The organism is Azospirillum humicireducens, from assembly GCF_001639105.2.
In the GTDB taxonomy this organism is placed as follows: domain Bacteria; phylum Pseudomonadota; class Alphaproteobacteria; order Azospirillales; family Azospirillaceae; genus Azospirillum; species Azospirillum humicireducens.
Genome location: NZ_CP028903.1, coordinates 223,627 through 248,229 on the forward strand (window position 1 = coordinate 223,627; position 24,603 = coordinate 248,229).

Genomic DNA, 24,603 nt, shown 5'->3' on the forward strand with positions numbered 1-24,603 from the left:
GGGCGCTCAGCGCAGCCCCGCCTCCACCTGTTCCGCGATCCGCGACAGCGCCATGTCCATCTCCGCCGGCGGACCGTTCTCCAGACTGTCCAGAACCACCAGTCGGGCGCCGCCGTCGGTCACCGCCCGGACGATCTCCGGCGCCGGCTGGCGGTGGTGCAGCACGACGGGAATGGATTCGGCCTTCAGGGTGGCGGTGAGTTCGGCCAGACGGTCCGGCGTCCAATCGCGGTCGTCACCGGTCCAGACCCGTCGCAGATCCAGCCCCAGGTCGGCGGCCAGCGTGGCGAAGCGGTCGGACAGCGCCGCCGCCGACGGGTCCGGCAGAGCGGCGAAGGCTTTCGCCGAGCTGGACGATACCATCAGCAGCCCACGCTTGAGGACGGCGAGATTCGCGTCGATGGTGCCGGCCGACTCCGGGTACAGGCGCCGCAGGTCGGCGGCAAGGATATCGGCCATCCGCCCGGCATTGGCGATTCCCAGCCAGGGAAAGGCGGTGCTGCCATTGACCGCGATCCCCGGCAGGGCGCCGTCCACCGGACGGGCGGCATCGATCTCGATCAGGCGGATGTTGGCCCGCCGCGCCAGCGGGTAGAGCGGATCCTCCGCCCAGGCGGAGCGCAGGGTCAGCACCGCGTCGGCCTTGCGGGCGGCCTCCGCCAGCATCGCCCCGCCGCGCCCGGCCAGGAAGGCGTGCTGGCGCCCCATGGGAATGGCCGGCGGAACCACCGCCTCCACCACCACCGGCGTGCCCTTCGTCAGCGCCCGGGCCAGCCCGGCGGTGACGGGATGCCCGGCCAGCACCGTCTCGGCGGAGGCCCCAGCCATCGTGGACAGCAGCAGGAGCGCCGCGAGCGTGACGCGCTTCATCCCTCTTCCCCCTTCATGAACAGGCGCGCCAGCAGCGCGCCCAGGAACAGCACCCCCGCCGCCAGGATGATGGCGCCGCCCGACGGAATCGGCAGGGCGAACTGCACGGGCAGCAGGATTCCGGCCACCGCCGCCACGCTGGCGAAGGCGACGGACAGCAGGAAGAACCCGCGCAGCGACGAGGCGACGACCCGCGCCGCCGCGGCGGGAATGACCAGCAGCGCCCCCACCAGGATGGCACCGATGATCTTCACGGACGCGACCGTGACCACCGTCACCAGCACGATGAACAGATAGTCCAGCCCCTTCACCGGCACGCCGCGCACCCGCGCCAGCGCCGGGTTGAAGCTGGCCAGCAGCAGCCGGTTGAACAGCGGCAGCATCAGCGCGGTCACTCCGGCGGCCACCGCCAGCAGCACGGTCAGGTCGCGGTCGTCCACCGTCAGCACCGATCCGAACAGCACATTCTCCAGGATGTGGATGTTGACCCGGCTCGCCAGGATCAGCAGCAGGCTGGCGCCCAGCGCCAGCGACACCGACAGGAAGACGCCGATCAGCGTGTCGGCGGTCAGGTTGCTGCGGTTGCGCGTGTAGTTCACCAGCAGGGCGAACAGCAGGCAATAGCCGAACAGGCTGGCATAGGGGCCGGTGTAGGGCTCTCCCACCAGGATGCCGATGGCCACGCCGGTCAGCGCGGCATGGCCGACCGCTTCGGAGAAGAAGGCCAGCCGCTTGGTCACCACCAGCGTGCCGAGCCCGCCGAGGACGGGACCGACGACCAGCCCGGACAACAGCGCGTTGACGAGAAAGCCATGGGCCAGCCCGGCGGGCAACAGCCCGGATTCGGCCCAGCCCTGGACCAGGGCGCGCACCGTCTCGAAGCTCATGATGCGATCCTGTCGGCAGCCGTGCGGCGGGGAACCGCAGAAAACAGGTCGAACACCCGTTCCGGCGACAGCGTCTCCACGGGGGGGCCGTCGAACAGCACGCGCCGGTTCAGCCCGGTCGCCCGCGTCGCCAGCCGGCGCACCTGGGCCAGATCATGCTCGACCCACAGCACGGTGGTTCCGGCGGCGGAAAGATCGGCCAGCAGCGATTCGAAGATGGCGATCCCCGCCTCGTCGAGCGCGGTCATCGGCTCGTCGAGGACGAGGAGGTCCGGTGCCGGGATCAGCGCCTGGGCAAGCAGCACGCGCTGCCGCTCGCCACCCGACAGGGCGCCGAAGCGGCGGCGGGACTTGTCCGCCATCCCGACGCGGGCCAGCGCCTCGCCATAGCCCATGCGCCGGTCAGGTCCGAGAAAGGCGGGGCGGCGTTGGCACAGAACGGCAAGGAAATCCTCCACCGTCAGCGGCAGGCCGCGGTCGAACTCGACCGACTGCGGCACATAGGCGACCGTTCCCGGCCCGTCGCCCGGCCAGTCGAGCCGGATGGTGCCGCGGTGCGGCGCCTGCCCGAGCAGGGCGCGGATCAACGACGACTTGCCGCCGCCGTTGGGGCCGACGACCGCATGCACGGCTCCGGCCGCGACGCGCAGGGACACCCCGTCGAGGATCGCGGTCCGGCCCAGCGTCAGCTCCACGCCGTCGAACAGGATGGCGGGACCGGTCACGGCGCAGCCTCGGCCATCGCCAGGACCAGGGTGTCGAGGTTCCGCGCCATCTCGCGCTCGAACAGGTCGGGTGCGTAATCGCCATGCGAGATGTGGGAGAAGGCGTAGAGCCGGATGCCGGTCTCGCGGCGGATGGTCTCCACATAGGCGCTGGGGAAGTTCAGTTCCGAGAAGATCACCTGCACGTCGAGCTTGCGCATCGTCGCGATGGTTTCGGCGAGCTGGGCCGGGCTGGGCTCGATGCCGTGCGCGGGTTCCACGACGGCGGAGACCTCCAGCCCGAACTCCCGCAGCAGGTAGTCGTAGGCGCCATGGATGGTGGCGACGCGCAGGCTGGCGGTTCCCGCCGTCGCCAGCTTCGCCAGCGCGTCGGCACGCAGTTGGCGCAGGCGGCGGGAATAGGCGCGGGCGTTGGCCGTATAGGCAGCGGCGTTGTCCGGGTCCAGCCGCCCGAGTTCGCGGGCGATGGTCGAAACCTGAAGGATCGAGTTGGTGATGGACAGGAAGCTGTGCGGGTTGACCACCTTCCCCGCCGCCCGCGCCGCCATGCCGGCGGCGGGCAGGAGCGGCACGTCGGCGTTGGCCTCGACCACCGGCAGCGACGGCTTCGACGAGGCGGCGATCATCCGCCCGGCGAAATCGTCGTGGCCGATGCCGTTCAGCACGATGGCGTCCAGCCCGCCGATGCGCCGGATGTCCTCCGGGCGCGGTTCGTAGGCGTGCGGGTTGAAGCCGGCCGGAATGACCGGCACCACCTCGGCCGCATCGCCGACGATGTTGGCGACATAGGAATAGTAGGGGTGCAGGGTGACGCCGAAGCGCCGGCGCGCGGTGGGAGCGGCGAAGGCGCCTGCGGGCGCGGCCATGGCTGCCAGGGCGCCGGCCAGGATCAGGCGGCGGTTCGGAAGGATGCTCATCGGGTGACCCCGGCGGTGAAGGTGGAGACGATCCGCTTCCAGCCGGCGGCGGTCAGCGCCGCGTCCTCCGGCGGAACGGGCGGGGTTTCGGCGGCACGCTTCAGCCAGATTTCGGCGCCATGGCCGTCCAGCCGCAGGAGCAGGGAACCGGCCAGCTCCGGAGCGGCGGAGACGCCGGCATAGGCGATCCCCTGTCCGGTTTCCGCGAGAGTCCAGGCATGCCCGCCGCGCGCCGCAGCGCTGGGGTCGGCGGCGAAGGGCGGCAGGGACTCGGCGGCCAGCGCTTCCGGCGTCGGAGCGCGGTCAACGGCCTTGCGCATGGCGGCGATCTCCTCGCCCGCCGCCTTGAGATCGGCATAGAGGCCTTGCTCGGCGATCGTCAGGCCGGTCCGGGAGTCGATGAGGTGGGTGGCCAGCGGGGCTTCCGCATCCGGAGCGGCGCGCAGTCCGACGGCCAGAATGGCGGAACCGAGAATGGCGCCGGCGGCCAGCAGGACCCACAGGGTTTCGCGCTCGGCCCCTGCCCGGCGCACGATCTGACGATGCATGGGGTTGCCTTACTTGATGGCCGTGTGCTCGATCTCGACCGTATGGCCGGGGCCGGCGTCGAACAGGACGTAGAAGTCCTGCGCGGGGCGAGGGAAGGATAGGGTGGAATCCGGGCCAAGCCGGCCCTTGACCAGGACCTGCTCGTCATAGGCGATGACATCGAGAACGACGCCGGGCGCTTTCGACCCGTCCGAGAATCCGCCGGTGCATTGCACCGTGTCGCCCTCCACCATATGGCATTCGCAGATCGGGTAATGCGCCTCCGCCATGCCGGCGGCGCACAGCGTGACCAGGCCCGCCAGGGCGGACACATGCGGAAACCTCATCGCCTTCCTCCGAAAATCTCGCCCAGCGGCAGCGGCGCCTGATGAATCCCGCCGCCCCAGTCCTCGACCGTCACCCACAGCTCCTCCCGCCCGGCCAGCTCGTCCGGCACGGTCACCTCGGCCTCGCGCTCGTAGGGATTGCCGAAGGCCAGCGTGCCCGCGGTGCGCAGGCTGCGCGGCTTGCCGACGCGCAGGAAGATCCCGCGAATCCGGTCGATGTCGGCGGGGCGGACATGGATCCGGTACGCCTTCATCCGCTCCCCGGTCGGCATCCGGCCGGGCGCCTCGTCATAGGTGGCCAGCGTGACGGAGAAGTCTCCGACGGCGAGGTCGCGCCGGATCTCGGGCGGGACGAAGATCGGCTTCGGGCTGAAATAGTCGGGCAGGAAGGGCAGCGGCACCAGCATCATCAACGCGCTGAGATGGAACCGGCCGCGTCGCCAGAGCCTACGCATTGGACGATCCCTCCGCCATGCGCAGCCCCCGCACCGCCTCGACCGTGGCGCGGGCCGTCCGCTTCATCCAGATCAGCATTCCGCTGAAGACCAGCGTGGTCATCAGCAGGCCGAAGGCGAACCAGACCAGCTTGACCGGCAGTCCGCCGAAATCGCCGGTGTGCAGGGCACGCATGATGGTGCGGGTCAGCTCGATGGCGGAGCCGCCGCCAGCTCCGCCCTCGATGGCGATCACCTCGACGGTGAAGGGATCCACCCGGACATAGTCGGGAAGCAGCGGCACCTGCCCGCTGGAGCCGCCCACCGTCGCCGGATCGTAGGCGGTGCCGGGCAGCCAGAGAAACCGCACCCTCATGTCGGGCAAGGCGGCGGCGGCGGCAGACAGGATGGCGTCCACATCCGGCTTCGGCGCCGTCGCCGCGACCGGGAGCCGCTCACGCGCCAGCAGCACCGGCGGCTTCCCGCCGCCCAGCCCCATCCCGAGATGGAACAGCATCATGTAGATCAGGAACCACAGGCTGGTGACGGAAATGACGGCGATGAACCAGATCGACCAGGTTCCGGCGACCCGATGCAGATCTCCCCACATCACCCGCGGAGCCTGCCGCCAGCGGATGCGGGGCTGGTAAAAGGATTTCCAGAACCGTTTGTAGACCACCAGCCCGGTGATCAACGAGCCGAGGAGCGGTATGGCCAGAAGAGTCACGAGATACCAGCCCACGGGGAAGGTCAGCAGCCAGCCGTGCAGCGCGCGGAAGAACATGCGGAACGAGTTGCCGGCGGACATGCCCTGCACCGCGCCGCTGACGGGATTCACCCAGGCGGTGGCGAAGGTTCCGTCGGGCATCGCCATCTGCGCGCCGACCGCCATATGGGAGCCGCCCCAGTCCAGCGAATTCACCCGGCCGCCCGGCGCCGCTGCCTCGGCGGCGGCAATCAGCGCACTGGCCGGCAGCGGCTCTCCCTCGCCGGAAGCCCGCATCGCGGGGTTGACCAGCCACATGATCTCCGTGCTGACCACGGCGATTGTCCCGGTCAGGCAGACGAAGAACAGAAATGCCCAGATCGGCATCGCCAGCCAGGAGTGCCATAGGAACCACAGCCGCGTGCGCGACTTGCCAACGCTCATCTCATCCTCTTCCGCAGGAACGGCCGCTCCGACTCTCCAGACGAACGAACCGGGTCATCGCCTCACGGTCGAATGCGAATAATTCTCAAAAAGCTGTCGGCAGCGACGTTGGCGAGAGAATGAGGGGCGTTTCGGATGGAGCGTCAGACCGCCGGAAAACCGGTCAAAGCCGCACTTGTCGCCACGGCTCGGAAGCTCCTCGTCACCCCGGAAATACCCGAAGCAGCCTGAACACAATTGCCGCCAAACCGGAACGGTTCCAGCACCCGGCAGCCCGAAAGAAAAGAGGACTTCCCCATACCCCTTCCATGCGGGCAATACCCGGTCTGCCCGCCACCGAAAAGCGACCTACGCGTCCGGCTTGGCGGTCAGCAGATACCCAAGCCCGTGGACGGTGACGATCTCCACCTCGCTTCCGGCAAGTCGACGGCGAAGGCGTGACACCAGCACGTCGGCGGTGCGGTCTCCATACACCCACTCCCGTCCGCAAATCGCCTTGCTGATCTCCAGCCGATCCGACGGCCGGTCGAGCGTGTGGATCAGATGGACGAACAACCGGCTTTCGGCCGGGGACAGAACCTCGGTCCGCCCGCCGACCGACAGCCGCCGGGTCTGGGTGTTGAACTGAACGGCCTTGCCGACTGTCAATACCCTGTCCTCGTGCGCTTCGCGCGGCGCGTCGATGTGTCTGGCGATGCGCGCTCGCAGCAGGGCCGGCTCGACCGGCTTGCAGATATAGTCGAGGGCTCCCAGCCCCAAGCCGAGCAGCTGGTCGTGAGAGGCCGACAGGCTTGACAGCACGATGAAGGGTGCCCTGGCTTCGGCCTGGATGGTCTGGGCGAGCAGCAGGCCGTCGGTGTCCGGCAACCGGCGGTCCAGGATCACCAGATCGAACCGCTGCCTTTTCAGCGCGCTCCGCGCATGGGCGCCGTCGGCGGCGCAATGGAAGCGATGCCCCATCTGCGTGACCACATCCTCGACCATCAGCTGGATCAGGACATCGTCGTCAACGAGAAGTATGTCGGCGGTTTCGGTCACGCTGAGGAATCCTCTGCGAAGCGGTTCCACCAATCTGGTGGCAGCGAACATGCGAACAGGGCTCCATGCTCTTTGGCCCGCGTCGCCGCATCGACGGTGCCATCCTCATGCGCCGCTTCGATCCGGCGCAGCCGGTCGGCGATTTCGTCCAGGCCGAAGGTCGCGGCTCCGCTCGCCAGCTTGTGGGCCCGCGCGGCGAGGGCGGCATCCCGCTCCGCCGGGTCGGCAACCTCCAGCATCGTACGGAACTCCGTCCAGCCACGGGTGAACGCTTCCGCCATCCGCCGCCGGGCGGTCGGCGACAGGCCATTGAGCAGCCCGCCCGCCCCCACCGCCGGTCGCGCCGCCTTGCCGCGGATGGCCTTGCCCAGCGCGGTCGCATCCAGCGGCTTCTCCAGGATGGCCTGGAACAGTCCGGCGTCGGCGGGCGAGGCGCGGACCCAATCGGCATTGGCGCTCAACAGGATGATCGAGGCATCCGCCAATGCCGGAGTGTTACGGATCTCGCGGGCGAAGTCAGGTCCGGTGCCATCCGGCAACCGGTAATCGAGAAGGAAGACGCCATAAGCGTCCGGTGCCGCAAGCAACAGGGCGTGCGCCTGCTCCAGGGTATGGGCGTGGTCCACCGACAGGCCCATGCGTTCCAGCATGGCGGCGGTGACCTGGGCGTTGATCGGGTCGTCGTCGACCACGAGACAGTTCTGGTGGAAGCGATCGTCTGGCGTGCGCTGACGGGCCGGCAGTTCAGCCGGGGATGCCGCGACCAGCGGCAGGCGCACCTCGACGACAGCCCCTTCCCCAGGATCGAGGACGGCGATGCCGCCTCCCAGCGCCAACGTCATGCGTTGTGCAATGGCCAGGCCGAGGCCGGACCCATTCCGACCCGTCGTCCGCGGCCGCAGTCCGACGGGGGCTTGCGCCAGCATGTCGCGGATTTCCTCGGGCATGCCCGGCCCATGGTCGGCGACCCGGAAGACCAGCATGCCGTCTTCCGCCCGCAGACCGACCAGCACCCCACGGCCGTCGTCATGGCGCAGGGCGTTCTGGATCAGGTTGCCCAGAATTTGCTGGATCATCGACCAATCCAGCCGGACATGCTCCGGCAGGCCCGGCGCCATCTCCAGGCGCAGGGGCACGCCCAGCTGACGGGCGGGAATGTCCTTGATCCGCACCAGATCGCCCAGCGCCTCGCGCAAGCACACCGCGACCGGACGCGGCTGCGGTGCCTGATGCTCGAAACGCGAAAAGCTGAGCACATTCTCCAGGGTCGTGTTCAGCGACCGGGCCGCGATGTCCAGAAGCTCGACCAGCTCCTCCTGCTTTTCCGGGCTGGCCCCCTTCATCAGGCTTGCGGCACCCAGGACGCTGTGGAGCGGCGCGCGGATTTCATGGGACATCGCAGCCAGGAAAAGCGACATGGTGCGTTCCGCCTCGCGCGCCCTGCGGATCGCCTGATGATGCTCGGTCACGTCGTGCAGCAGCATGATCTGCCAGGGCCGCAGCTTGTGAACGGTATCCTCGACCGCCCGCAGCCGGATGTCGAAGCAGCGGCTGCCCTGGCGTGTCTGCATCCAGATCGAATTCCACTCCGTTCCCGGACTGGCGACGATCTGGTCCACCACCGCCTGGAGTTCGCTGCGGTGCGGTTGCAGGGCCAGACGGTAGGTCAGTGCGCCGGCCTCCGGCATGTCGAGGAAGAATTGCAAAGCCGCCCGGTTGGCGGTCAGCAGCCGGCTGTCCTCGTCCAGGATGAACACCGGATTGCGCAGGCTTTCCAGCGCCGCGAAATACTGGTCGCGCTCGCGCGTCAGCCGCCGCAGGCTGTCGCTCAACGCCTCCTCCCGCGGCGCGGCCACCGCCCAGGGAACCAGCATCGCCAGCTCGACCTCGTCGAAGAAGTCGTCGAGCCTCGCCCGGAAGGCATCGCCGCCGCCAAACTCCCGCGCACCGTCCGGCAGGCCGCCCAGCCGGTTGCGATAGGCGCACCGATACAGCTTGAGCAAGCCGTTGTTCAGTTCCAGCGGGATCCCGGCGTCATGGTGCGTCTGCGCGATGTGGCGGAGCCTGTCGAAACGCGGGTCGGTGCGATAGTTGTTGTGGCCGCTATGACCATCCCGGCGCAACGGGTCGGACAGATAGGCGACAAGGCTCTCGTTGAGCGCCACGGTGGCTTCGGTCCAGGCCGCCCGCATCGAGCTGGTCTGGTCGGCATAGCCCTTCTGCTTGGCCAGCCGGATTCCCTCGTCGACCAGCGCCCCGCATTCGGCCCGAAGGGCGTCGGTCAACCATTCGGCCAGCCGCTTCATCCATACCCATCCTTCAGCCATTGCACCGTCCGCAGGCCGGTCCCCGGCCCCCGGACTCCAGACGGCCAGATTACGGCCGACACGGCCGGTGTAAAGGGCGTCGTCATTTACATCACGTTTACATCTTGCTCACAGGCGTGACGCCTATGGCGTCTCCCCCGTCGCTAATCTGCTTCCATTCGGTCGGCATCATTCGAAGGAAGCACGCAACATGGCTCTTCATCGCAAGACCCTTTACCGTCTCACCGGGGGCGCGGCGCTGCTGGGCGTGCTGGGCTTCGTGGTGCTGACCTCCCCCTGGACATGGTCCGCCACCCATCCGGGCCGGACCCTGCCGGACGCCGAAGGCGCCGACCTCGCCAACGGCCGCAAAATCTTCGTCGCCTCCGACTGCGCGACCTGCCACAAGACCCCCGGCCAGGAGGACGACACCGTCCTGGGCGGCGGCTGGGCGCTCGACACGCAGTTCGGCGTGTTCCACATGCCCAACATCTCGCCCGATCCGCAGACCGGCATCGGCGGCTGGACGCTGGCCCAGTTCGACCGCGCTCTGCGGGAAGGCGTCGGGCCGGGTGGAGCCTGGCCGGATGGCAGGAACCTCTATCCGGCCTTCCCCTACACCTCTTACCAGCGGCTGAGCGGCACCGATGTCCGGGACCTCTACGCCTATCTGCGCAGCCTGAAGCCGGTCGACAACAAGGTTCCGGACCACGACCTGAAGTTCCCCTATGCCCTGCGGCGCGGCGTCGGCGTCTGGCGGCTGGCCTTCCTCGACGGCAAGCGCGGCGAGGAAAGCCCGGTTCCCGCCGGCGTCGACGCCGCCCAGTACCGGCGCGGCGAATATCTGGTGGAGGGGCCGGGCCATTGCGCCGAATGCCATTCGTCGCGCAGCCTGATGGGCAACGTCATCGCAAGCCAGCGCTTCGGCGGTGGCCCCGCCCCCGACGGCGTCGATTACTTCCCCAACATCTCCCCCGACGAGACCGGGATCGGCTTCTGGTCCGCCAACGCCATCGCCAATTACCTGCACACCGGCGTCAGCCCGATCGGCCGCACGGCGGGGGGCGACATGGCGGAGGTCGTCAAGAACACCTCGCAGCTTCCGCGCGAGGACATCCAGGCGATGGCCGTCTATCTGAAGCATGTTCCCGCCGTGCACAAGCCGGCGCCCGGCATGCCGGAGCCCAACCGGACCGACAAGCTCGTCATGCTCCGCAACGCCGTCGCCGTCACGCCGACGCTGCCGACCTCGCCGGAGCAGGCCATCGTCCAGGGCGGTGACGCCTGGGTGGTTGCAACCAAGCCGGTGTGGCTCGAACAGGCGGGCGTCGGTGGATCGGCCCCGGAACAGGGCAAGCTGCTGGGCGGCGCCCCGGTCCATGTCGCCGCCCGCAACGCCGACAAACTGCAGCTGGTGCTGAAGGGATGGCAGATGGAAGGCGCGCCGTCCGTCGTCTATCAGTCCAAGGGCCATCGCGTGATGCTCGCGGTGCTCGACCGGGCGGCCGCAGGAGCCGTGACGCGCGGCAAGCCGGAAACCGACGCCGACACCGGCCAGTCCTGGATACCGGTCGAAGTCACTCTCTGGTCCAACGCCGCCAATCTGAACGCCGACCGCAAGGCGCTGTGGGACTACAGCCAGGCGACCTTCCAGAAGGCCTGCTCCGCCTGCCATGTGCTGCCGGAAAAGCAGCATTTCACCGCCAACCAGTGGATCGGAACGCTGAAGGCGATGAAGCGCTTCACATCCTTCAACGATGACCAGTACCGGCTGATCCTCGCCTACCTGCAGAACCACTCGAAGGATCTGCACCCGAACGGCAAGGAGGCGGCGAAATGAGCGGCGGGCCGATGACTGCCATCTCCGAGGACCGGGACCTCGTCTTCATCGCCGAATGGCTGGCGCAAGAGTTCCTGTCACCGCCCGGCATCGGACAGGTCGAGGCGGCGCGCACCATGGCGGGCCAGATCGCCCTGCGCCGGATCGGCGACTGTCTCGGACAGCCCGCCGCGGCGGACGCCCTCTGCCAACTGCTCACCGCCGGTTCGGCGGAGGACGTGACCCCGGCAATTCAGCGGCGGCACACGGCCCTGTTCGAAGGCATCTTCCGCCAGCGTTCCGTCCCGCCCTATGCCAGCCTGTGGGACGGTACCGGCCGTCTCTGCGGCCCGGCCGTCGACCGCATGCGCGCGGTGCTGCGTGACCTCGACATGCATGTCCAGGCGGATTGCGCCGAACCGCCCGATCATCTGGCGATCCAGCTGGCGGCGCTGGCGGAGGCGATGCGGCAGCGACGGGCCGAAGCGGTGGCCGATCTGGCGGAGCAGATGCTGGTCTGGGTGGGCCGCTTCGCCACGGCGCTCATCAGGGCCGACGGCGTCGGCTATTACGGCAATCTCGCGCGCTTCCTGCTCTCGCTGCTCGACCGGATCGCGGATGGCTCCGCGACGGTCGACAGCAACCGCGCAGCCGCAGCGATCTGAAAGGTCAGACCATGAACACGATGAAGAACTTGACGATGACCGGCGGTCCGCTGCTTTCCAAACGGGCCTTCCTCAAGGGATCGGTTGCGGCGGCATTGGGGTTCTCCAGCCTGCCGCTGCTCGCCCGCGGCGCGATCGCACAGGCGGCGCCCAGGAAGATCCTGTCGGGTTGCCACTGGGGCGTCTTCTACGGCAAGGTCGCGGACGGCCGCGTGACCGAATTCATCCCTTGGGAAGGCGATCCGTCCCCGTCGCCGCAGCTTCCCGGCGTGATGGATTCGATCTACTCGGAATCGCGGATCCGCTATCCCATGGTGCGCCGCGCCTGGCTGGAGCAAGGACCCGGCGCCGATCCTGACGGGCGCGGCGCCGGCGATTTCGTCCGCGTGAGCTGGGACAAGGCCATCGAGCTGGTTGCCGGCGAAATCACCCGTGTCCGCGCCAAATACGGCCAGCAGGCGGTGTTCGCCGGCTCCTATGGCTGGAAGAGTCCCGGCAAGCTGCACAATTGCCAGACGCTGCTGCGCCGCATGCTGAACCTCACCGGCAGCTACACCAACAGCACCGGCGACTATTCGACCGGCGCCGCGCAGGTGATCCTGCCCTATGTGTCCGGCTCCATCGAGGTGTATGAGCAGTGCACCACCTGGAAGAACCTCGCCGAACATTGCGAGTTGATGGTCTTCTGGGGCTGCAATCCGCTCAACAACTCGCAGATCTCCTGGCAGGTCGCCGACCATGGCGCCTGGCCCGGAATCGCGATGATGAAGGCGGCCAAGACGAAGGTCCTCTGCATCGACCCGGTCCGCACCGAGACCTGCAAGGAGCTGAACGGCGAATGGCTGGCTCCGCGTCCGCAGACCGACGTGGCGATGATGCTCGGCATCGCCCACACCCTCTACACCGAGAAGCTGCACAACCAGGACTTCCTCGACCGCTACACCAACGGCTTCGACAAGTTCCTGCCTTATCTTCTCGGCAAGACCGACGGGACGCCGAAAAGCGCCGACTGGGCCGCCGGCATCTGCGGCCTGCCCGCCGAGACGCTGCGCGATCTGGCCCGCCGCTTCGCCGCGAAGCGGACCATGCTGGCTCTCGGCTATTCGACGCAGCGCCAGCATCATGGCGAACAGATCCATTGGATGCTGATCACGCTGGCCGCCATGCTGGGGCAGATCGGCCTGCCGGGCGGCGGCTACGGCCTCAGCTATCACTATGCCTCCGGCGGAGCGCCGACCCACACCACGCCGATCCTCAAGGCGATCGACGATGCCTCCGGTCAGGCGAGCGACGGGGCGGCCTGGCTGGCGCAGAGCGGCGCGGTGTCGATCCCGGTCTCGCGCCTGGTCGAGACCCTGCTGAATCCCGGCAGGACGATGCAGTTCAACGGGCATGAGATCACGCTTCCGCTGATCAAGCTCGCCTACTGGGCCGGCGGCAACCCGTTCTCCCACCAGCAGGACCGCAACGAGATGCTGCGCGCATGGCGCCAGCTCGACACCTTCATCGTGCAGGATGTGCAGTGGACCGCCTCGGCCCGCCATGCCGACATCGTGCTGCCGGCGACGACCTCCTACGAGCGCAACGACATCGAACAGGTCGGGGATTACGCCCTGAGCCATATCGTCCCGATGAAGAAGATCGTCGATCCGGTCTTCGAGGCGCGCAGCGATTTCGACATCTTCGCCGCCATCGCCGACAAGCTGGGCAAGGGCTACGCCTTCACCCAGGGCCTCAGCGAGATGGATTGGATCCGCGGCATCTACGAATCCGCCAAGATCGAATCTCGCGCGAAGGGCATGGAGATGCCGGTCTTCGACGTCTTCTGGAACAGCAACAAGCCGCTGGAATTCCCGCTCGGCAAGGAGCAGGCCGATTTCGTTCGCCATGCCGATTTCCGCGCCGACCCCCTTCTCAACGCGCTGGGCACGGCGTCGGGCAAGTTCGAGCTGTATTCGGCGGCCATCGAGAAATACGGCTATGACGACTGTCCGCCGCATGCGACCTGGATGGAGCCGGTGGAGCGGCTGGGGGGGCCGACCGCCCGCTATCCGCTGCATGTCGCCGCCAACCATCCGCAGATGCGCCTGCACTCCCAGCTCTGCGGAACCGTCAACCGGCAGAGCTACGCCATCGCCGGCCGGGAACCCTGCTGGATGCACCCGGAGGACGCGCGGGCGCGCGGGTTGTCGGACGGCGATGTGGTCCGCGTCTTCAACGACCGTGGCCAGATCCTCGCCGGTTTGAAGATCACCGACGATATCTGCCGCGGCGTGATCCGTATCAACGAAGGCGGCTGGTTCGATCCGGCGAACGCGCGGGAAATCGGCAGCCTGTGCCGGTACGGGGACGTCAACAATCTGACGACCGGGCTGTCGACCTCGAAGCTGGCGCAGGCCAACTGCGGGCACACCGGGATTGCCGAGGTGGAGCGGTTCAAAGGAAGCCTGCCACCCGTTGTCGTCTTCAGCCAACCGGCGTGAGGATCGGGGCGGGAGCCGATATGATGGAGGGCCTTACCGTCACATCGGCTCTGTCGCCGTCGGGTGGCAGAGAGAGCGGTCGGTTTCCCGTTCCATTGTTCCCGGAACCGCTATCTCGGCGCGAACGATCTGCGCCACCCTGCGCCAGCTCCTCGCGAATGCTCGTGCCCCACTGACCCGGAGCAAGATCAGTTGATGACGAACATCAATCAGAAACGGACCGGGTCGATGCCCGCCATCTTCACGATCGGCATGGACAGCGGCACCAGGATCAGGGTCGTCGGGCTGAGATCCATGACCATGCCGACCATCGGAACTTGCGGATGGTCGACCAGCGGGCCGAGAAGCACCGCCAGCTGCTGCGGCAGTTGCACGACGGTGATCGGCCCGGCGGCGACCATCGCGGCGCCGACGAGGAGCATCACCATGGCGGTGGAGCGGCCGGCGGGGATCAACCCCGCCGCTGCTCCAGCGCCTTGACGGCGAGGCACAGGATCTCGAACAGCATCTGCGCGCCGGCCTGGGCGGTGGTGGTGTTGGCGTCATACTGAGGTGCGACCTCCACCACGTCGCCGCCGATCACGTCCAGCCCGGCCAGCCCGCGCAGAAGCTCGACCGCCTCCCGCGTGGTCAGCCCGCCGACCTCCGGCGTGCCGGTGCCGGGCGCGAACACCGGGTCGAGGCAGTCCACGTCGAACGAGACATAGACCGGCCCGTCGCCGACCACCCGGCGGGCCTGCTCGATCACCGCGGGAATGCCGCGCTGCGCCACCTCCTCGGCATGGATCACCGTCATGCCGGACTCGTAGGAGAACTCCCAGAGGAATTCGGTGCTGCCGCGGATGCCGATCTGCACCGTGCGTTCCGGGTCGAGCACGCCGTCCAGCACCGCTTGGCGGAACGGACCGCCATGATGGAACTTCGACCCTTCATAAGGGCCGCCGGTGTCGCAATGGGCATCGAAATGGATCATGCCAACCGGACGGTCCCGTCCAACCGCCTTCAGGATCGATTGGCTGATCGAATGGTCGCCGCCGACCGACAGCGGGATCACCCCGGCATCCACCACCTTGTTGTAGAAGCTCTCGATGTCGTGATGGCAGGCCTCCAGGCTGAATCGGCTGGACAGCGGCACATCGCCGACATCGGCCAGCCGGCAAGATGCCGACGGCACCATCCTCAGCACATATTCGTAGGGACCGATCCGCTCGATGGTCCGCACCGCCCGCGGACCGAAGCGGGCTCCGGCACGGTTGGTCACCCCCAGATCCATCGGCACGCCGATCAGCGCAACCTCCAGCCCGCCGAAATCGGGCAGTCCGGGCGCATCCGGACGGTATGGCGCGTCGAGCAGGGTGGAGACCCCGGCGAAGGGCTGGGTCCGCCGTCCCCCGGCGGAGAATTGCAGGGCGGCGACACGCTGGAATTCCGGCGAGTGGATGTCGCCGCCGCCGCTGCCGCTGTACTTCTCGCGCAGGCGGTTGAGCTTGTCCGGATCGATCATTTTGAAAGGTCTCCTGTCGGAAGGTCGGTCGGGCTGGTCGGAACCAGTCAGTCCGCTTTGATCCAGGCGCCCAGCAGGCGCGGCAGATCGCCGAAGCGGGCGATCAACCCGAAGACGGCCGCGGTCAGCAGCACGAACAGCACGGTGACGGCAGCCATGGTTGGCGTGTAGCCGTAGCGCAGGGCGTTGAAGATCTTGATCGGCAGCGTTTCCAACGTGAAGCCGGCGACCATGTAGGCGACGATGTATTCGTTGAGCGACAGCACGAAGGCGAAGGCGAAGCCGGAAATCATGTAGGGCCGCACCAGCGGCATCACCACCGTCCGCAGCACGGTGCGGTCGTCGGCCCCCATGGTCGAGGCGGCCTCGACATAGCTGCGGTCCACAGCACCGAAGCCCAGCGACAGCGTGACCAGCGGCAGCGTGACGAAGAAGACGGCGTGGCTGACCACCACCGTCCACGGCTCGCCATACTGCCCGAAGGTGGACCAGAAGCTGAGGAATCCCAGCGCGGTGATGACCGGCGGCAGGATGAAGGGGGCCATGCCCAGCACCTCGAACGCCCGCGCCCAGGGCGCCCGCCAGCGCCAGATGAACCACGCCAGCGGAAAGGCGATGGCGACCGCCAGCGCCGCCGACGATGCAGCCACCACAAGGCTGGCGATCAGCGCCCCGCGCCAGCCGGGATCGGTGAAGATCTCGGCATACCAGGACAGCGACAGTCCCTTGGGCGGGAAGTCGAGCGAGCGCTTCGCGTTCAGCGACACCCCCGCCACCACCAGGATCGGCGCTGCCAGGACGAGGCCGACCAAGCCGGCCATCAGGCTGTTGAGCCAGCGCTGCATCATGCCTCCTCCTTGCGTCCGAACAGCAGGGACAACCCGACCAGCGCCAGACTGACCAGCACCAGGAAGACCGCCATCGCCGCCGCGAACGGCATGTTGGACTGATAGATCGCCTGATCGGTGATCAGCACCGACAGGGTCCAGTGCTGTGGCCGCCCCAGCAGCTGCGGCAGCAGGTAGCTGCCCAACGCGAAGACGAAGGCCATGATCAGGGTGGCGACGATGGTGTTGCGCTGGGCCGGCACCACCACGGTGAAGAAGGCCTTGAGCGGCGAGGCCCCCAGCGTCCGCGACGCCTCCACCAGCGCCGGGTCGAGCCGGGCGAGCGCCGGATAGAGCACCAGCACGGTGTAGGGGAAGGCCTGATAGACCATGCCGGCCAGCAGCGCGCCGAAGCTGGGAGACAGCGATTGCGGTTCCGCCATCAGCCCGACCGCCACCAAGAAGTTGGTGATCCCGGCGGTGCGCGACAGCAGGGTCGACCACGCGAAGCCGATGATCACCTCCGACAGCGACAGGATCGACAGCAGGAAGACCAGCCAGCGCACCTGGGCTGCCCGCGGCAGCCGCGCCAGCCGGTAGGTGAAGGGAAAGCCGATGCCGACCGCCACCACGGCCACCAGCGCCGCCAACTCCAGCGAGAAGGACAGGACCCCGCCGAAGAAGGCGCTGAGGAACCGTTCGTAATTGGCGAGCACCAGATCGGGTTCGTAGAAGCCGCCGGGGATCCGGCGGGCGACGCTGACCGCGATCATCAGGCCGAAGGGAATGACGAAGAAGACGACCAGCATCAGCGCCGGAAACAGGATCGGCGCGTGCTCGCCCAGGCTGCGGGGGGCGCGGCGGATCATGACGCTCGCTCCCCTACCGATCCGCCCTCCGGCGGCAGCACGACGCAGGCTTCCGCCGGAATCTCGACGATGACGGCGGCACCCGGCTCGACCGCCGGGCGGTCCTGCGGCCGGGTCAGCGCCACGATCTCCCGCCCGCCGACGTCGATGCGGAACTCGACGCTGGCGCCGAGATCGCGGACGAAGGACAGGGTTCCGGTCAGCCGGTTCTCCCCGCCCTCCTGCCCGGTGCCCATGGCGGAATGCAGCAGCACCTCCTCCGGCCTGACCGACAGCAGGGCGCGGCCATGCGGCGGCAGTCCGTCGATGACAAGCTCACCACCCGGCACGCTGGCGCGGCCGGGGGCCGTCACCTCGCCCTCCAGCAGGTTGGTCATGCCGATGAAGTCGGCGACGAAGGCGTCGGCCGGCCGGCGGTAGACCTCCATCGGTGGGGCGGCCTGACGGATCCGCCCCTCCGACATCACCACCACCAGATCGGCCATGGTCATCGCCTCGCGCTGGTCGTGGGTGACGACGATCGTGGTGATGCCCAGCCGCCGCTGAAGCTGCTTCAGTTCGATCTGCATCGCCTCGCGCAGCTTGGCGTCGAGCGCCGACAGCGGTTCGTCGAGCAGGAACAGTTTCGGCTCAAGCGCCAGGGCGCGGGCGATGGCGACGCGCTGCNACCAGCTCCAGCAGGCTGTCCGCCTTGCGGCGGCGCTCATCGGCGGGAACGTCACGGATGCGCAGGGGATAGGCGATGTTCTCCCCGGCGCTGAGATGGGGGAACAGGGCCAGCGACTGGAACACCATGCCGAAATCCCGCTTGTGGGCTGGGGTCGCGGTGATGTCACGGTCGTCGATCAGCAACTGGCCGCCGGAGGGTTCCTCCAGCCCGGCGATCATCCGCAGGAGCGTGGTCTTGCCGCAGCCGGAGGGCCCCAGCAGGCAGACGAACTGACCGTGCGGGATGCGCAGGCTCGCCCCGTGTACCGCGGTGAAACTGCCGTAACGCTTGGAGAGACCATCGAGAACGAGGGCGGACATGGCGGGCCTTCGGATCGTTCGGAAAGGACGGACCCCTTCCCCCAACATTGCGGGGGGGGAAGGGCGCTCGCGGGTCAGAGCCTATAAGCTCTTATGGGCTTCTCTCGGCTGTCATCCCCGCGGAGGTGGGGGATCCAGGCTGATCCGATTCCTGAGCCCCCGGAACGTCTGGATTCCCGCCTTCGCGGGAATGACGACCGAAGAAGGCCCCACAGAAACTCACGAACTCTCAGCCCACGATCATTTCCGTCCATTTCTGGTTCAACCAGTCGGCCTTCGACACATAGAGGTCATAGCGCGGAACGATGGGCGCCAGATCGGAGGAGACGGCGGCGAATTCCTTGTCCGTCAGATCGGTGGCCGAGCGGTCGATGGTCGGCGAGGTGCCGACCTTGCGCGACAGCAGCGCCTGGATTTGCGGCTGGCACATGTAGTCGATGAAGACATGGGCCAGATCGCCGGCCTTGGACGCCTTGGACACCGCCCAGCTGCCGGAATCGAGGATGCCCCCCTCCTTGGGGAAGGTGGAGCGCACCGGATGGCCGTCGGCGGCGGCAAGCCCGGTGACGTCGTGGTAATATTGCCCCATCGGGACTTCGCCGGACTTCAGCGCCGCCTCGAACTGCGCCTCGTCGCGATACCACAGCTTCACATTGTTCTTCAGCTCGGCCAGCTTCTTGAAACAGTCCAGCTGGCCCTGCTCGGTGTCGAGATGCTTGGATCCGCCGAAGAAGGTGGCGGCGGTCACGTCCAGCAGGAAGGAGTTGGAGACCAGCGCCAGCAGGCCGAGCTTGTCCTTGTTCGCCTTATCCCACAGTGCCGCCCAGCTCTCCGGAGCCTGCGGGAAGGTCTTGGTGTTGGTCACCAGGGTGATGTACCAGGACACCGCACCGACGCCCGACAGCCGGCCGTCTGGGTATTTGTTGATCAGCGCCGGCTTGACCTTGGCGGCGTTCGGCAGCTTGGCGGGATCGAGCGGCGCCCACAGTTCGGCCGCCATGCCCTTCAGCATTGCCACCTGGGACATCATCGACACGTCGGCCGGCGCCTGCTTCGCACGGGCCGCCTGCTCAAGCTGGATCAGCCAGGCCTCGCCCGTCGGTTCGGCCACCGCCTCCACCGCGATGCCGGTCGCCTTGGTGAAGTCCGGGAATATGTGCTTGTCGAAGCTGTCCTTGAAGTAGCCGCCATACACCCCGATCTTCAGCGACTTCGATTGGGCCCGGACGATGGAGGGAAACCCCACCGCGGCGGCGGCGGCAAGCCCGCCCGCACCCGCCAGCACCGCCCGTCTGCCCAGTCCCTTGCCCAGTCCCGCGCCGATCTTCATAGCGTGTCTCCCTCTCGTCGTGGGTCAGCCCCGATGGAATTGCATGCTGGAATTAGACGGCGACTTTGCGTTCCCACACATCCCGAATTCTTTGTATCTTACTTCGACAGGAGCCGAAGTAAGACCGGCCCATTCCCCTTTCAGGCCCCCATTCAAGCCGGAGGATTGCCGATCGCATGAGCCGGATGACCATCGAGACCGCCGAGCTGCGGCTCTTTCGCCTGTTCATGACCGTGGTCGAGGCCGGAGGGTTTACTGCGGCGCAAGGCGAACTGAACCTGTCGCTTTCCACCATCTCCACCCATTTCGCCGAACTGGAAGGGCGGCTGGGGGTGCGGCTTTGCCGGCGCGGCCGCTCCGGCTTCAAGCTGACGGAGGAGGGGCAGGCGGTCTATGACGAGCTGCGGCGGGTGTTCGACACGCTGGACCGGTTCGGCGCCCGCGTGCGGGGCTTGCGCGACCGCCTGACCGGCACCCTCACCATCGGGCTGGTGGACAACACGCTGACCGATCCGAATTTCCCGCTGGAGCGCGTGATCACCCGCTTCGCCGACGCCGCCCCCGAGGTCAACCTCGCCATCGCCACCCGGCCACCCAACGAGCTGCTGCGCGACGTGATCGGGGGCGAGCTGCATCTTGCCATCGCCAGCTTTCCGCGGATCGTGCCGGGCCTCTCCTACATCGACCTCTACACGGAAACCAACCTGTTCTACTGCGGGGCCGGCCATCCGCTGTTCGACCGTCCGGACGACATGGTCGATCTGGACGAGGTGCGCCGTCACCGGCTGGTGGCCCGCAGCTATTGGGGCGCGCGCGACATCAAGATCTTCGCCATCAGCGCGCCGCACGCGACCGTCAGCGACATGGAGGGGGCCGCCCGGCTGGTCCTGTCCGGCCGCTATCTCGGCTACCTGCCCGACCATTATGCCGCTCCCTTCATCCAGGCCGGACGGCTGCGCGCCCTGCTGCCACGGGTGCTGTCCTATCACTCGCCGTTCCAGATCGCGGTCCACAGCGACCGGGCCAGGACTCCGGTGGTCGATCTGTTCATGACCCTGACACGGGAGGAGATCGCCGGCCGGTGAATGCCGTCCGGCTACAAGACATTGCCGGTTGACAGCTCCGTAATACCGGCTCAGATTGTCAACAATCGACTGTCTACGGTGAGGCGCATGTCCGACGGAGCAAAGGGCAAGGCCGCGGGATCGGTCCTGGCACGCGTGCCGAAGGCGACCTTCCGCGCCCACATCGCGGACGGTTTGCGGGCCGCGATCCTGAACGGCGACATCGAGCCCGGCGCACAGCTCGTCGAGACCGTGCTTGCCGACCAGTTCGGGGTCAGCCGAGGCCCCTTGCGCGAAGCCATGCGGCAGCTGATCGACGAGGGGCTGCTGGTCGCCGTGCCCTACACCGGCACCCACGTCGTCGGCCTGTCGGTCGATGACGTGCGCGAGATCTATTCGATGCGCGTCACTCTGGAGATCTTCGCCTTCGAGCAGATCTGGGCGCGGCGGGACCAAGCATTCCGCCAGGGACTCGTTGCCCGGCACGACGCGCTCACCGCCTGCATCGACGCCGAGGACGATGCCGCCAGCATCGTCGCCGAACTGCAGCTGCACGGTTTCGTCTATGAGGCGACCGGGCACAAGCTGCTGATCCGGACCTGGGACAGCATCCGCGGACGCTTGCAGCTCTATTGGGCGGCGCACCACCGCGCACACGGCATCCGCGGTCCGCGCCGCGACGGCCACGACCGCTATGTGGCGATGGCGCTCTCCGACGATTTCGACGCGCTGAAGTCCGAAATTACCGACCACATGGCCCGTGGCGGCCGGCAGACCGAAGACTTTCTGCGGGGCCGCGAGGCCCGCGCTGTCCAGGCTCCCTGACGGAGCACCGCTGGCCGAACCCACAAAAAGACGACGAACAGACAGAGGAGGCTTTGAGATGACCATCGACCAGGGGAAAATCGGCCGCAGGACCCTGCTCGGCCTTGCCGCCGCCACCGCTGGCGCTGCCGTCGGGCTGTCGGCCCTGCCGACGCTCGCCGCCTCGCCCTCTACCCTGGACAGGATCAAGGAGAGCAAGCGCCTGCGCATCGGCGTGACCTCGGCCGAGCCCTGGTTCTTCAAGGATCCGATGACCGAGACCTGGACCGGCGTCGGCGTGGCTATGGGTCAGCGGCTGGCCGCCAGCCTCGGCGCCACCCTAGTTCCGGTGGAGACGACCTGGGCCAACGCGGTGGGCGCGCTCCAGGCCGACCAGATCGACCTGATGTTCGTCCTCGACCCGACCGAGGAGCGGCGCAAGGCCATCGACTTCCCCGACGCTCCGCTCTTCTACTATGCCATGGGCGCGCTGGTCGCCGGCGATTCGACCATCAAGACTTGGTCGGACATCGACAAGCCGGGCCTGCGCATCGGCGTGACGCTCGGCACCTCGCTGGACAAGAACGTGACCGCGCTGGTGAAGCAGGCGGCGATCAACCGGTTCTCCAACAACGACGAGACCATCGCCGCCTTCGCCGCCAAGCGCATCGACGTCGCCGTCCAGTTCCATCCGGCGCTCGTCGTGCAGCAGACCCGCCTGCGGCTGGGCAAGGTCATCCTGCCCGAACCGGTGGAGCCGGTGGCCACCAGCGTGGGCCTGCGCAAGGAGGAGAACCCGGCATTCCGCGACTGGCTGGACGGGCAGCTCAAGACGCTCTACGCCGACGGCGTCCCCGACCAGCTGTTCGCCGGTTATCTGAAGTCTAAGAACGTCGATGCCTCGAAGATTCCGGGCCTGATCAAGGAAGCCTGGCGCTGAGGCGGCGATCTGCTCGCCAAGTCCGGGAGAAGCCCGTTCCACCGTCATCCCCGCGAAGGCGAGGATCCAGGAAACTCCGCAACCGAGCGGCTGAAACAGCTGGATTCCCGCCTGCGCGGGAGTGACGGCGTGAGAGACGCGCATCGTCTGTAGTCGCAGGCCATCGTCAAGGACGCCGCATGAGCTATCAATGGGATTTCACGCCGGTCCTGACGCGATGGCCGATGCTGCTCGACGGTCTGCTCAACACGGTGAAGATTGCTGCAATCGCCATCGTCTTCGGCGTTCTCGTCGGGCTGGTCCTGGCGCTGCTGCGGCTGTCGCCGCGCCGGATTTTGCGTCTGCCGGCGGCGATCTTCGTCGAGTTCTACCGGAACACGCCGCCCATCGTGCATTTCTTCTGGTTCTTCTACGCCCTGCCGGTGGTTCTGAACATCAGCCTCGATCCGCTGGTCGCCGCCGTGCTCGCCCTGTCCACCCAGTCCGGCGCCTTCTATGCCGAGGTGTTCCGCGGCGGCATCCGCTCCATCGAGCGCGGCCAGTGGGAAGGGGCGAAGGCGCTGGGCATGACCCACACGCAGCTGATGCGGCGCATCGTGGTGCCGCAGGCGGCGACGCGCATGGTCGCCCCCTTCGTCGAACGTTCCTTCGAACTGATCAAGACCACGGCGCTCGCCTCCACGCTGGCTTATGGGGAGCTTCTCTATCAGGCGATGATGGTGAACAGCGAAACCTTCCGGCCGCTGGAGGTCTACACCGCCGTCGCCCTGCTCTATCTCGTGCTGCTGGTCTCGTGCAGCGCGCTGGCCCGGGTCGCGGAAGCGCGGCTCACCGCCTACCGCTGAGGAGACGGAGAGATGGACTACGCCTTCGACTTCGCCCTGGTGGTGGAGACCTTCCCGATCCTGATGCGCGGCTTTCTGGTGACGCTGCAGCTCTGGCTGCCCAGCCTCGCCATCGGGCTGGCCGGAGGCCTCGTCCTGGCGCTCGCCCGGCTGTCGCGCAGCCGGTGGCTGCGCGGCGGCAGCCTCGTCTACATCGAGCTGTTCCGCGACACGCCGGTGCTGATCCAGCTGATCTGGTTCTACTACGCCTTTCCCATCCTGATCGGGGTCCAGCTGTCGCCCTTCACGGCGGCGCTGCTGGGTCTGGCGCTGAACACCTCGGCCTATGGGGCGGAGATCTTCCGCGGCGGCATCCAGTCAATCGCCCGCGGCCAATGGGAGGGGGCGAAGGCGCTGGGCATGCGGCATGCCGACGTGCTTCGCCGGATCATCCTGCCGCAGGTCTTCAAGCTGATGCTCCCCGCCTTCACCAACCGCGCGGTGGAGGTGGCGAAGATGTCGTCGCTGGCCTCCGTGCTGTCGGTCCATGAGCTGATGTACCAGGGCCGGCTGCTGAGTTCGACCTACTACCGTCCCTTCGAAATCCTCACGACCGTGGCGGTCGTCTATTTCGTCCTGATCTATCCGGCCACCTTCCTGTCGATGACCCTCGAACGCCGCATGGCCGGCAAGGGCTGACCGTCATGCAAGCGGAGACTCCGTCCATGCCAGATCCCACAACGCCGCCGCCGATCCTCCAGGTGTCCGGCCTCCACAAATGGTTCGGGACGCTGCATGTGCTGCAGGGAATCGACTTCTCCGTGGCCGCCGGCGAGCGCGTCGCCATCATCGGCGGCAGCGGATCGGGGAAGAGCACCTTCCTGCGTTGCCTCAATTTCATGGAGATGCCGACCTCCGGCCGGATCGCGCTCGACGGCACTCCGCTCGGCCGGGCATCCGCCGGCAAGACCGACGAGGTGCGCTATCCCGAAAGCGAGCTTTGCCGGGTCCGCGAGCGCGTCGGCATGGTGTTCCAGCAGTTCAACCTGTTCCCGCACATGACCGTGCTGGAGAACGCCATGGAAGGGCTGGTCACGGTCAAGCGGATGAAGAAGGCGGAGGCGCGCGAGCGGGCCCTGCGCGAGCTGGACAAGGTCGGGCTGGGCGGTAAGACCGACGTCTATCCCGGACGGCTGTCGGGCGGCCAGCAGCAGCGGGTGGCCATCGCCCGCGCGCTCGCCAT

Annotated in this window: 24 protein-coding genes and 2 pseudogenes; 9 read left to right on the forward strand and 17 right to left on the reverse strand. The window is 67.6% G+C overall.

Annotated features, from left to right (window positions below; genetic code table 11):
* Positions 1–6 precede the first annotated feature (6 nt).
* The 10 genes from A6A40_RS18840 to A6A40_RS18885 form a co-directional block, all read right to left on the reverse strand.
* Entirely contained in the window at positions 7–870 is an 864-nt protein-coding gene (locus tag A6A40_RS18840; RefSeq protein ID WP_108547448.1) for a metal ABC transporter solute-binding protein, Zn/Mn family, read from the reverse strand.
* Positions 867–1,757: a metal ABC transporter permease gene (locus A6A40_RS18845; protein ID WP_108547449.1), complete on the reverse strand. Its 891-nt coding sequence runs from the start codon at positions 1,755–1,757 to the stop codon at positions 867–869. Before A6A40_RS18845 ends, A6A40_RS18840 begins: the two co-directional genes overlap by 4 nt.
* Positions 1,754–2,482 carry a metal ABC transporter ATP-binding protein gene (locus A6A40_RS18850; RefSeq protein WP_108547450.1) on the reverse strand — a complete coding sequence of 243 codons (729 nt, stop codon included), beginning with the start codon at positions 2,480–2,482 and terminating at the stop codon, positions 1,754–1,756. Before A6A40_RS18850 ends, A6A40_RS18845 begins: the two co-directional genes overlap by 4 nt.
* Complete coding sequence (locus A6A40_RS18855) at positions 2,479–3,399, reverse strand: metal ABC transporter solute-binding protein, Zn/Mn family (protein WP_108547451.1); 921 nt, start codon at positions 3,397–3,399, stop codon at positions 2,479–2,481. Before A6A40_RS18855 ends, A6A40_RS18850 begins: the two co-directional genes overlap by 4 nt.
* A complete protein-coding gene (locus A6A40_RS18860) occupies positions 3,396–3,947 on the reverse strand; it encodes a DUF6162 family protein (RefSeq protein WP_108547452.1) in 552 nt (183 codons plus the stop codon). Before A6A40_RS18860 ends, A6A40_RS18855 begins: the two co-directional genes overlap by 4 nt.
* Positions 3,948–3,956: 9 nt before the next feature.
* Positions 3,957–4,274: a hypothetical protein gene (locus tag A6A40_RS18865; RefSeq protein ID WP_014247514.1), complete on the reverse strand. Its 318-nt coding sequence runs from the start codon at positions 4,272–4,274 to the stop codon at positions 3,957–3,959.
* Positions 4,271–4,729 carry a hypothetical protein gene (locus A6A40_RS18870; protein ID WP_108547453.1) on the reverse strand — a complete coding sequence of 153 codons (459 nt, stop codon included), beginning with the start codon at positions 4,727–4,729 and terminating at the stop codon, positions 4,271–4,273. The genes A6A40_RS18865 and A6A40_RS18870 overlap by 4 nt, the downstream gene beginning before the upstream one ends.
* On the reverse strand, positions 4,722–5,858 hold the full coding sequence (locus A6A40_RS18875) for a PepSY-associated TM helix domain-containing protein (RefSeq protein ID WP_108547454.1): 1,137 nt from the start codon (positions 5,856–5,858) through the stop codon (positions 4,722–4,724). The genes A6A40_RS18870 and A6A40_RS18875 overlap by 8 nt, the downstream gene beginning before the upstream one ends.
* Before the next feature lie 348 nt (positions 5,859–6,206).
* On the reverse strand, positions 6,207–6,896 hold the full coding sequence (locus A6A40_RS18880; RefSeq protein WP_158279312.1) for a response regulator transcription factor: 690 nt from the start codon (positions 6,894–6,896) through the stop codon (positions 6,207–6,209).
* Positions 6,893–9,202, reverse strand: coding sequence for an ATP-binding protein (locus A6A40_RS18885; protein ID WP_236783888.1), 2,310 nt, complete (start codon positions 9,200–9,202; stop codon positions 6,893–6,895). The genes A6A40_RS18880 and A6A40_RS18885 overlap by 4 nt, the downstream gene beginning before the upstream one ends.
* A 211-nt stretch (positions 9,203–9,413) precedes the next feature.
* On the opposite strand from A6A40_RS18885, the gene A6A40_RS18890 reads away from it, so the two are divergent.
* From A6A40_RS18890 to torA, 3 genes are read left to right on the forward strand one after another with little or no spacing between them, the layout of a single operon-like run.
* Positions 9,414–11,042, forward strand: coding sequence for a c-type cytochrome (locus A6A40_RS18890; protein WP_108547456.1), 1,629 nt, complete (start codon positions 9,414–9,416; stop codon positions 11,040–11,042).
* 11 nt (positions 11,043–11,053) lie between these two features.
* A complete protein-coding gene (locus A6A40_RS18895; protein ID WP_158279313.1) occupies positions 11,054–11,686 on the forward strand; it encodes a TorD/DmsD family molecular chaperone in 633 nt (210 codons plus the stop codon).
* Positions 11,687–11,706: 20 nt separating this feature from the next.
* Positions 11,707–14,169: a trimethylamine-N-oxide reductase TorA gene (gene torA / locus A6A40_RS18900; RefSeq protein WP_108548020.1), complete on the forward strand. Its 2,463-nt coding sequence runs from the start codon at positions 11,707–11,709 to the stop codon at positions 14,167–14,169.
* A gap of 212 nt (positions 14,170–14,381) precedes the next feature.
* Here torA and A6A40_RS18905 read toward each other — a convergent pair.
* From A6A40_RS18905 to A6A40_RS18930, 7 genes and pseudogenes are all read right to left on the reverse strand, one after another.
* A pseudogene (locus A6A40_RS18905) lies at positions 14,382–14,624 on the reverse strand (TRAP transporter large permease subunit); the annotation flags it as partial.
* Positions 14,621–15,673, reverse strand: a complete 1,053-nt coding sequence (speB, locus tag A6A40_RS18910; RefSeq protein WP_108547458.1) for an agmatinase — start codon at positions 15,671–15,673, stop codon at positions 14,621–14,623. The pseudogene A6A40_RS18905 and the gene speB, both read right to left, overlap by 4 nt.
* Positions 15,674–15,720: 47 nt before the next feature.
* Positions 15,721–16,521, reverse strand: coding sequence for an ABC transporter permease (locus A6A40_RS18915; protein WP_167562497.1), 801 nt, complete (start codon positions 16,519–16,521; stop codon positions 15,721–15,723).
* On the reverse strand, positions 16,518–17,369 hold the full coding sequence (locus A6A40_RS18920; RefSeq protein WP_108547460.1) for an ABC transporter permease: 852 nt from the start codon (positions 17,367–17,369) through the stop codon (positions 16,518–16,520). The genes A6A40_RS18915 and A6A40_RS18920 overlap by 4 nt, the downstream gene beginning before the upstream one ends.
* On the reverse strand, positions 17,366–18,035 hold a 670-nt coding region (locus A6A40_RS31490), incomplete at its 5' end, for an ABC transporter ATP-binding protein (protein ID WP_236783891.1). The genes A6A40_RS31490 and A6A40_RS18920, both read right to left, overlap by 4 nt.
* Before the next feature lies 1 nt (position 18,036).
* Positions 18,037–18,398, reverse strand: a pseudogene (locus A6A40_RS31495) (ABC transporter ATP-binding protein); the annotation flags it as partial.
* A gap of 229 nt (positions 18,399–18,627) precedes the next feature.
* A complete protein-coding gene (locus tag A6A40_RS18930; protein ID WP_108547461.1) occupies positions 18,628–19,728 on the reverse strand; it encodes an ABC transporter substrate-binding protein in 1,101 nt (366 codons plus the stop codon).
* A 176-nt stretch (positions 19,729–19,904) separates the two neighbouring features.
* Here A6A40_RS18930 and A6A40_RS18935 point away from each other — a divergent pair, with 176 nt between their 5' ends.
* The 6 genes from A6A40_RS18935 to A6A40_RS18960 all read left to right on the forward strand — a co-directional run.
* Positions 19,905–20,813, forward strand: a complete 909-nt coding sequence (locus tag A6A40_RS18935; protein ID WP_108547462.1) for a LysR family transcriptional regulator — start codon at positions 19,905–19,907, stop codon at positions 20,811–20,813.
* A gap of 87 nt (positions 20,814–20,900) precedes the next feature.
* Positions 20,901–21,617 (forward strand): GntR family transcriptional regulator, encoded by a 717-nt coding sequence (locus A6A40_RS18940; protein ID WP_108547463.1) that lies wholly within the window; start codon positions 20,901–20,903, stop codon positions 21,615–21,617.
* Between the two features lie 58 nt (positions 21,618–21,675).
* The gene (locus A6A40_RS18945; protein WP_108547464.1) at positions 21,676–22,536 is read left to right on the forward strand and encodes a transporter substrate-binding domain-containing protein; all 861 of its coding nucleotides are present in this window, start codon (positions 21,676–21,678) and stop codon (positions 22,534–22,536) included.
* 179 nt (positions 22,537–22,715) lie between these two features.
* Complete coding sequence (locus A6A40_RS18950; RefSeq protein WP_108547465.1) at positions 22,716–23,381, forward strand: amino acid ABC transporter permease; 666 nt, start codon at positions 22,716–22,718, stop codon at positions 23,379–23,381.
* A 12-nt stretch (positions 23,382–23,393) separates the two neighbouring features.
* Positions 23,394–24,059, forward strand: a complete 666-nt coding sequence (locus A6A40_RS18955; RefSeq protein ID WP_108547466.1) for an amino acid ABC transporter permease — start codon at positions 23,394–23,396, stop codon at positions 24,057–24,059.
* 26 nt (positions 24,060–24,085) lie between these two features.
* A partial coding sequence (locus A6A40_RS18960) for an amino acid ABC transporter ATP-binding protein (RefSeq protein ID WP_269467685.1) occupies positions 24,086–24,603 on the forward strand: 518 nt, incomplete at its 3' end.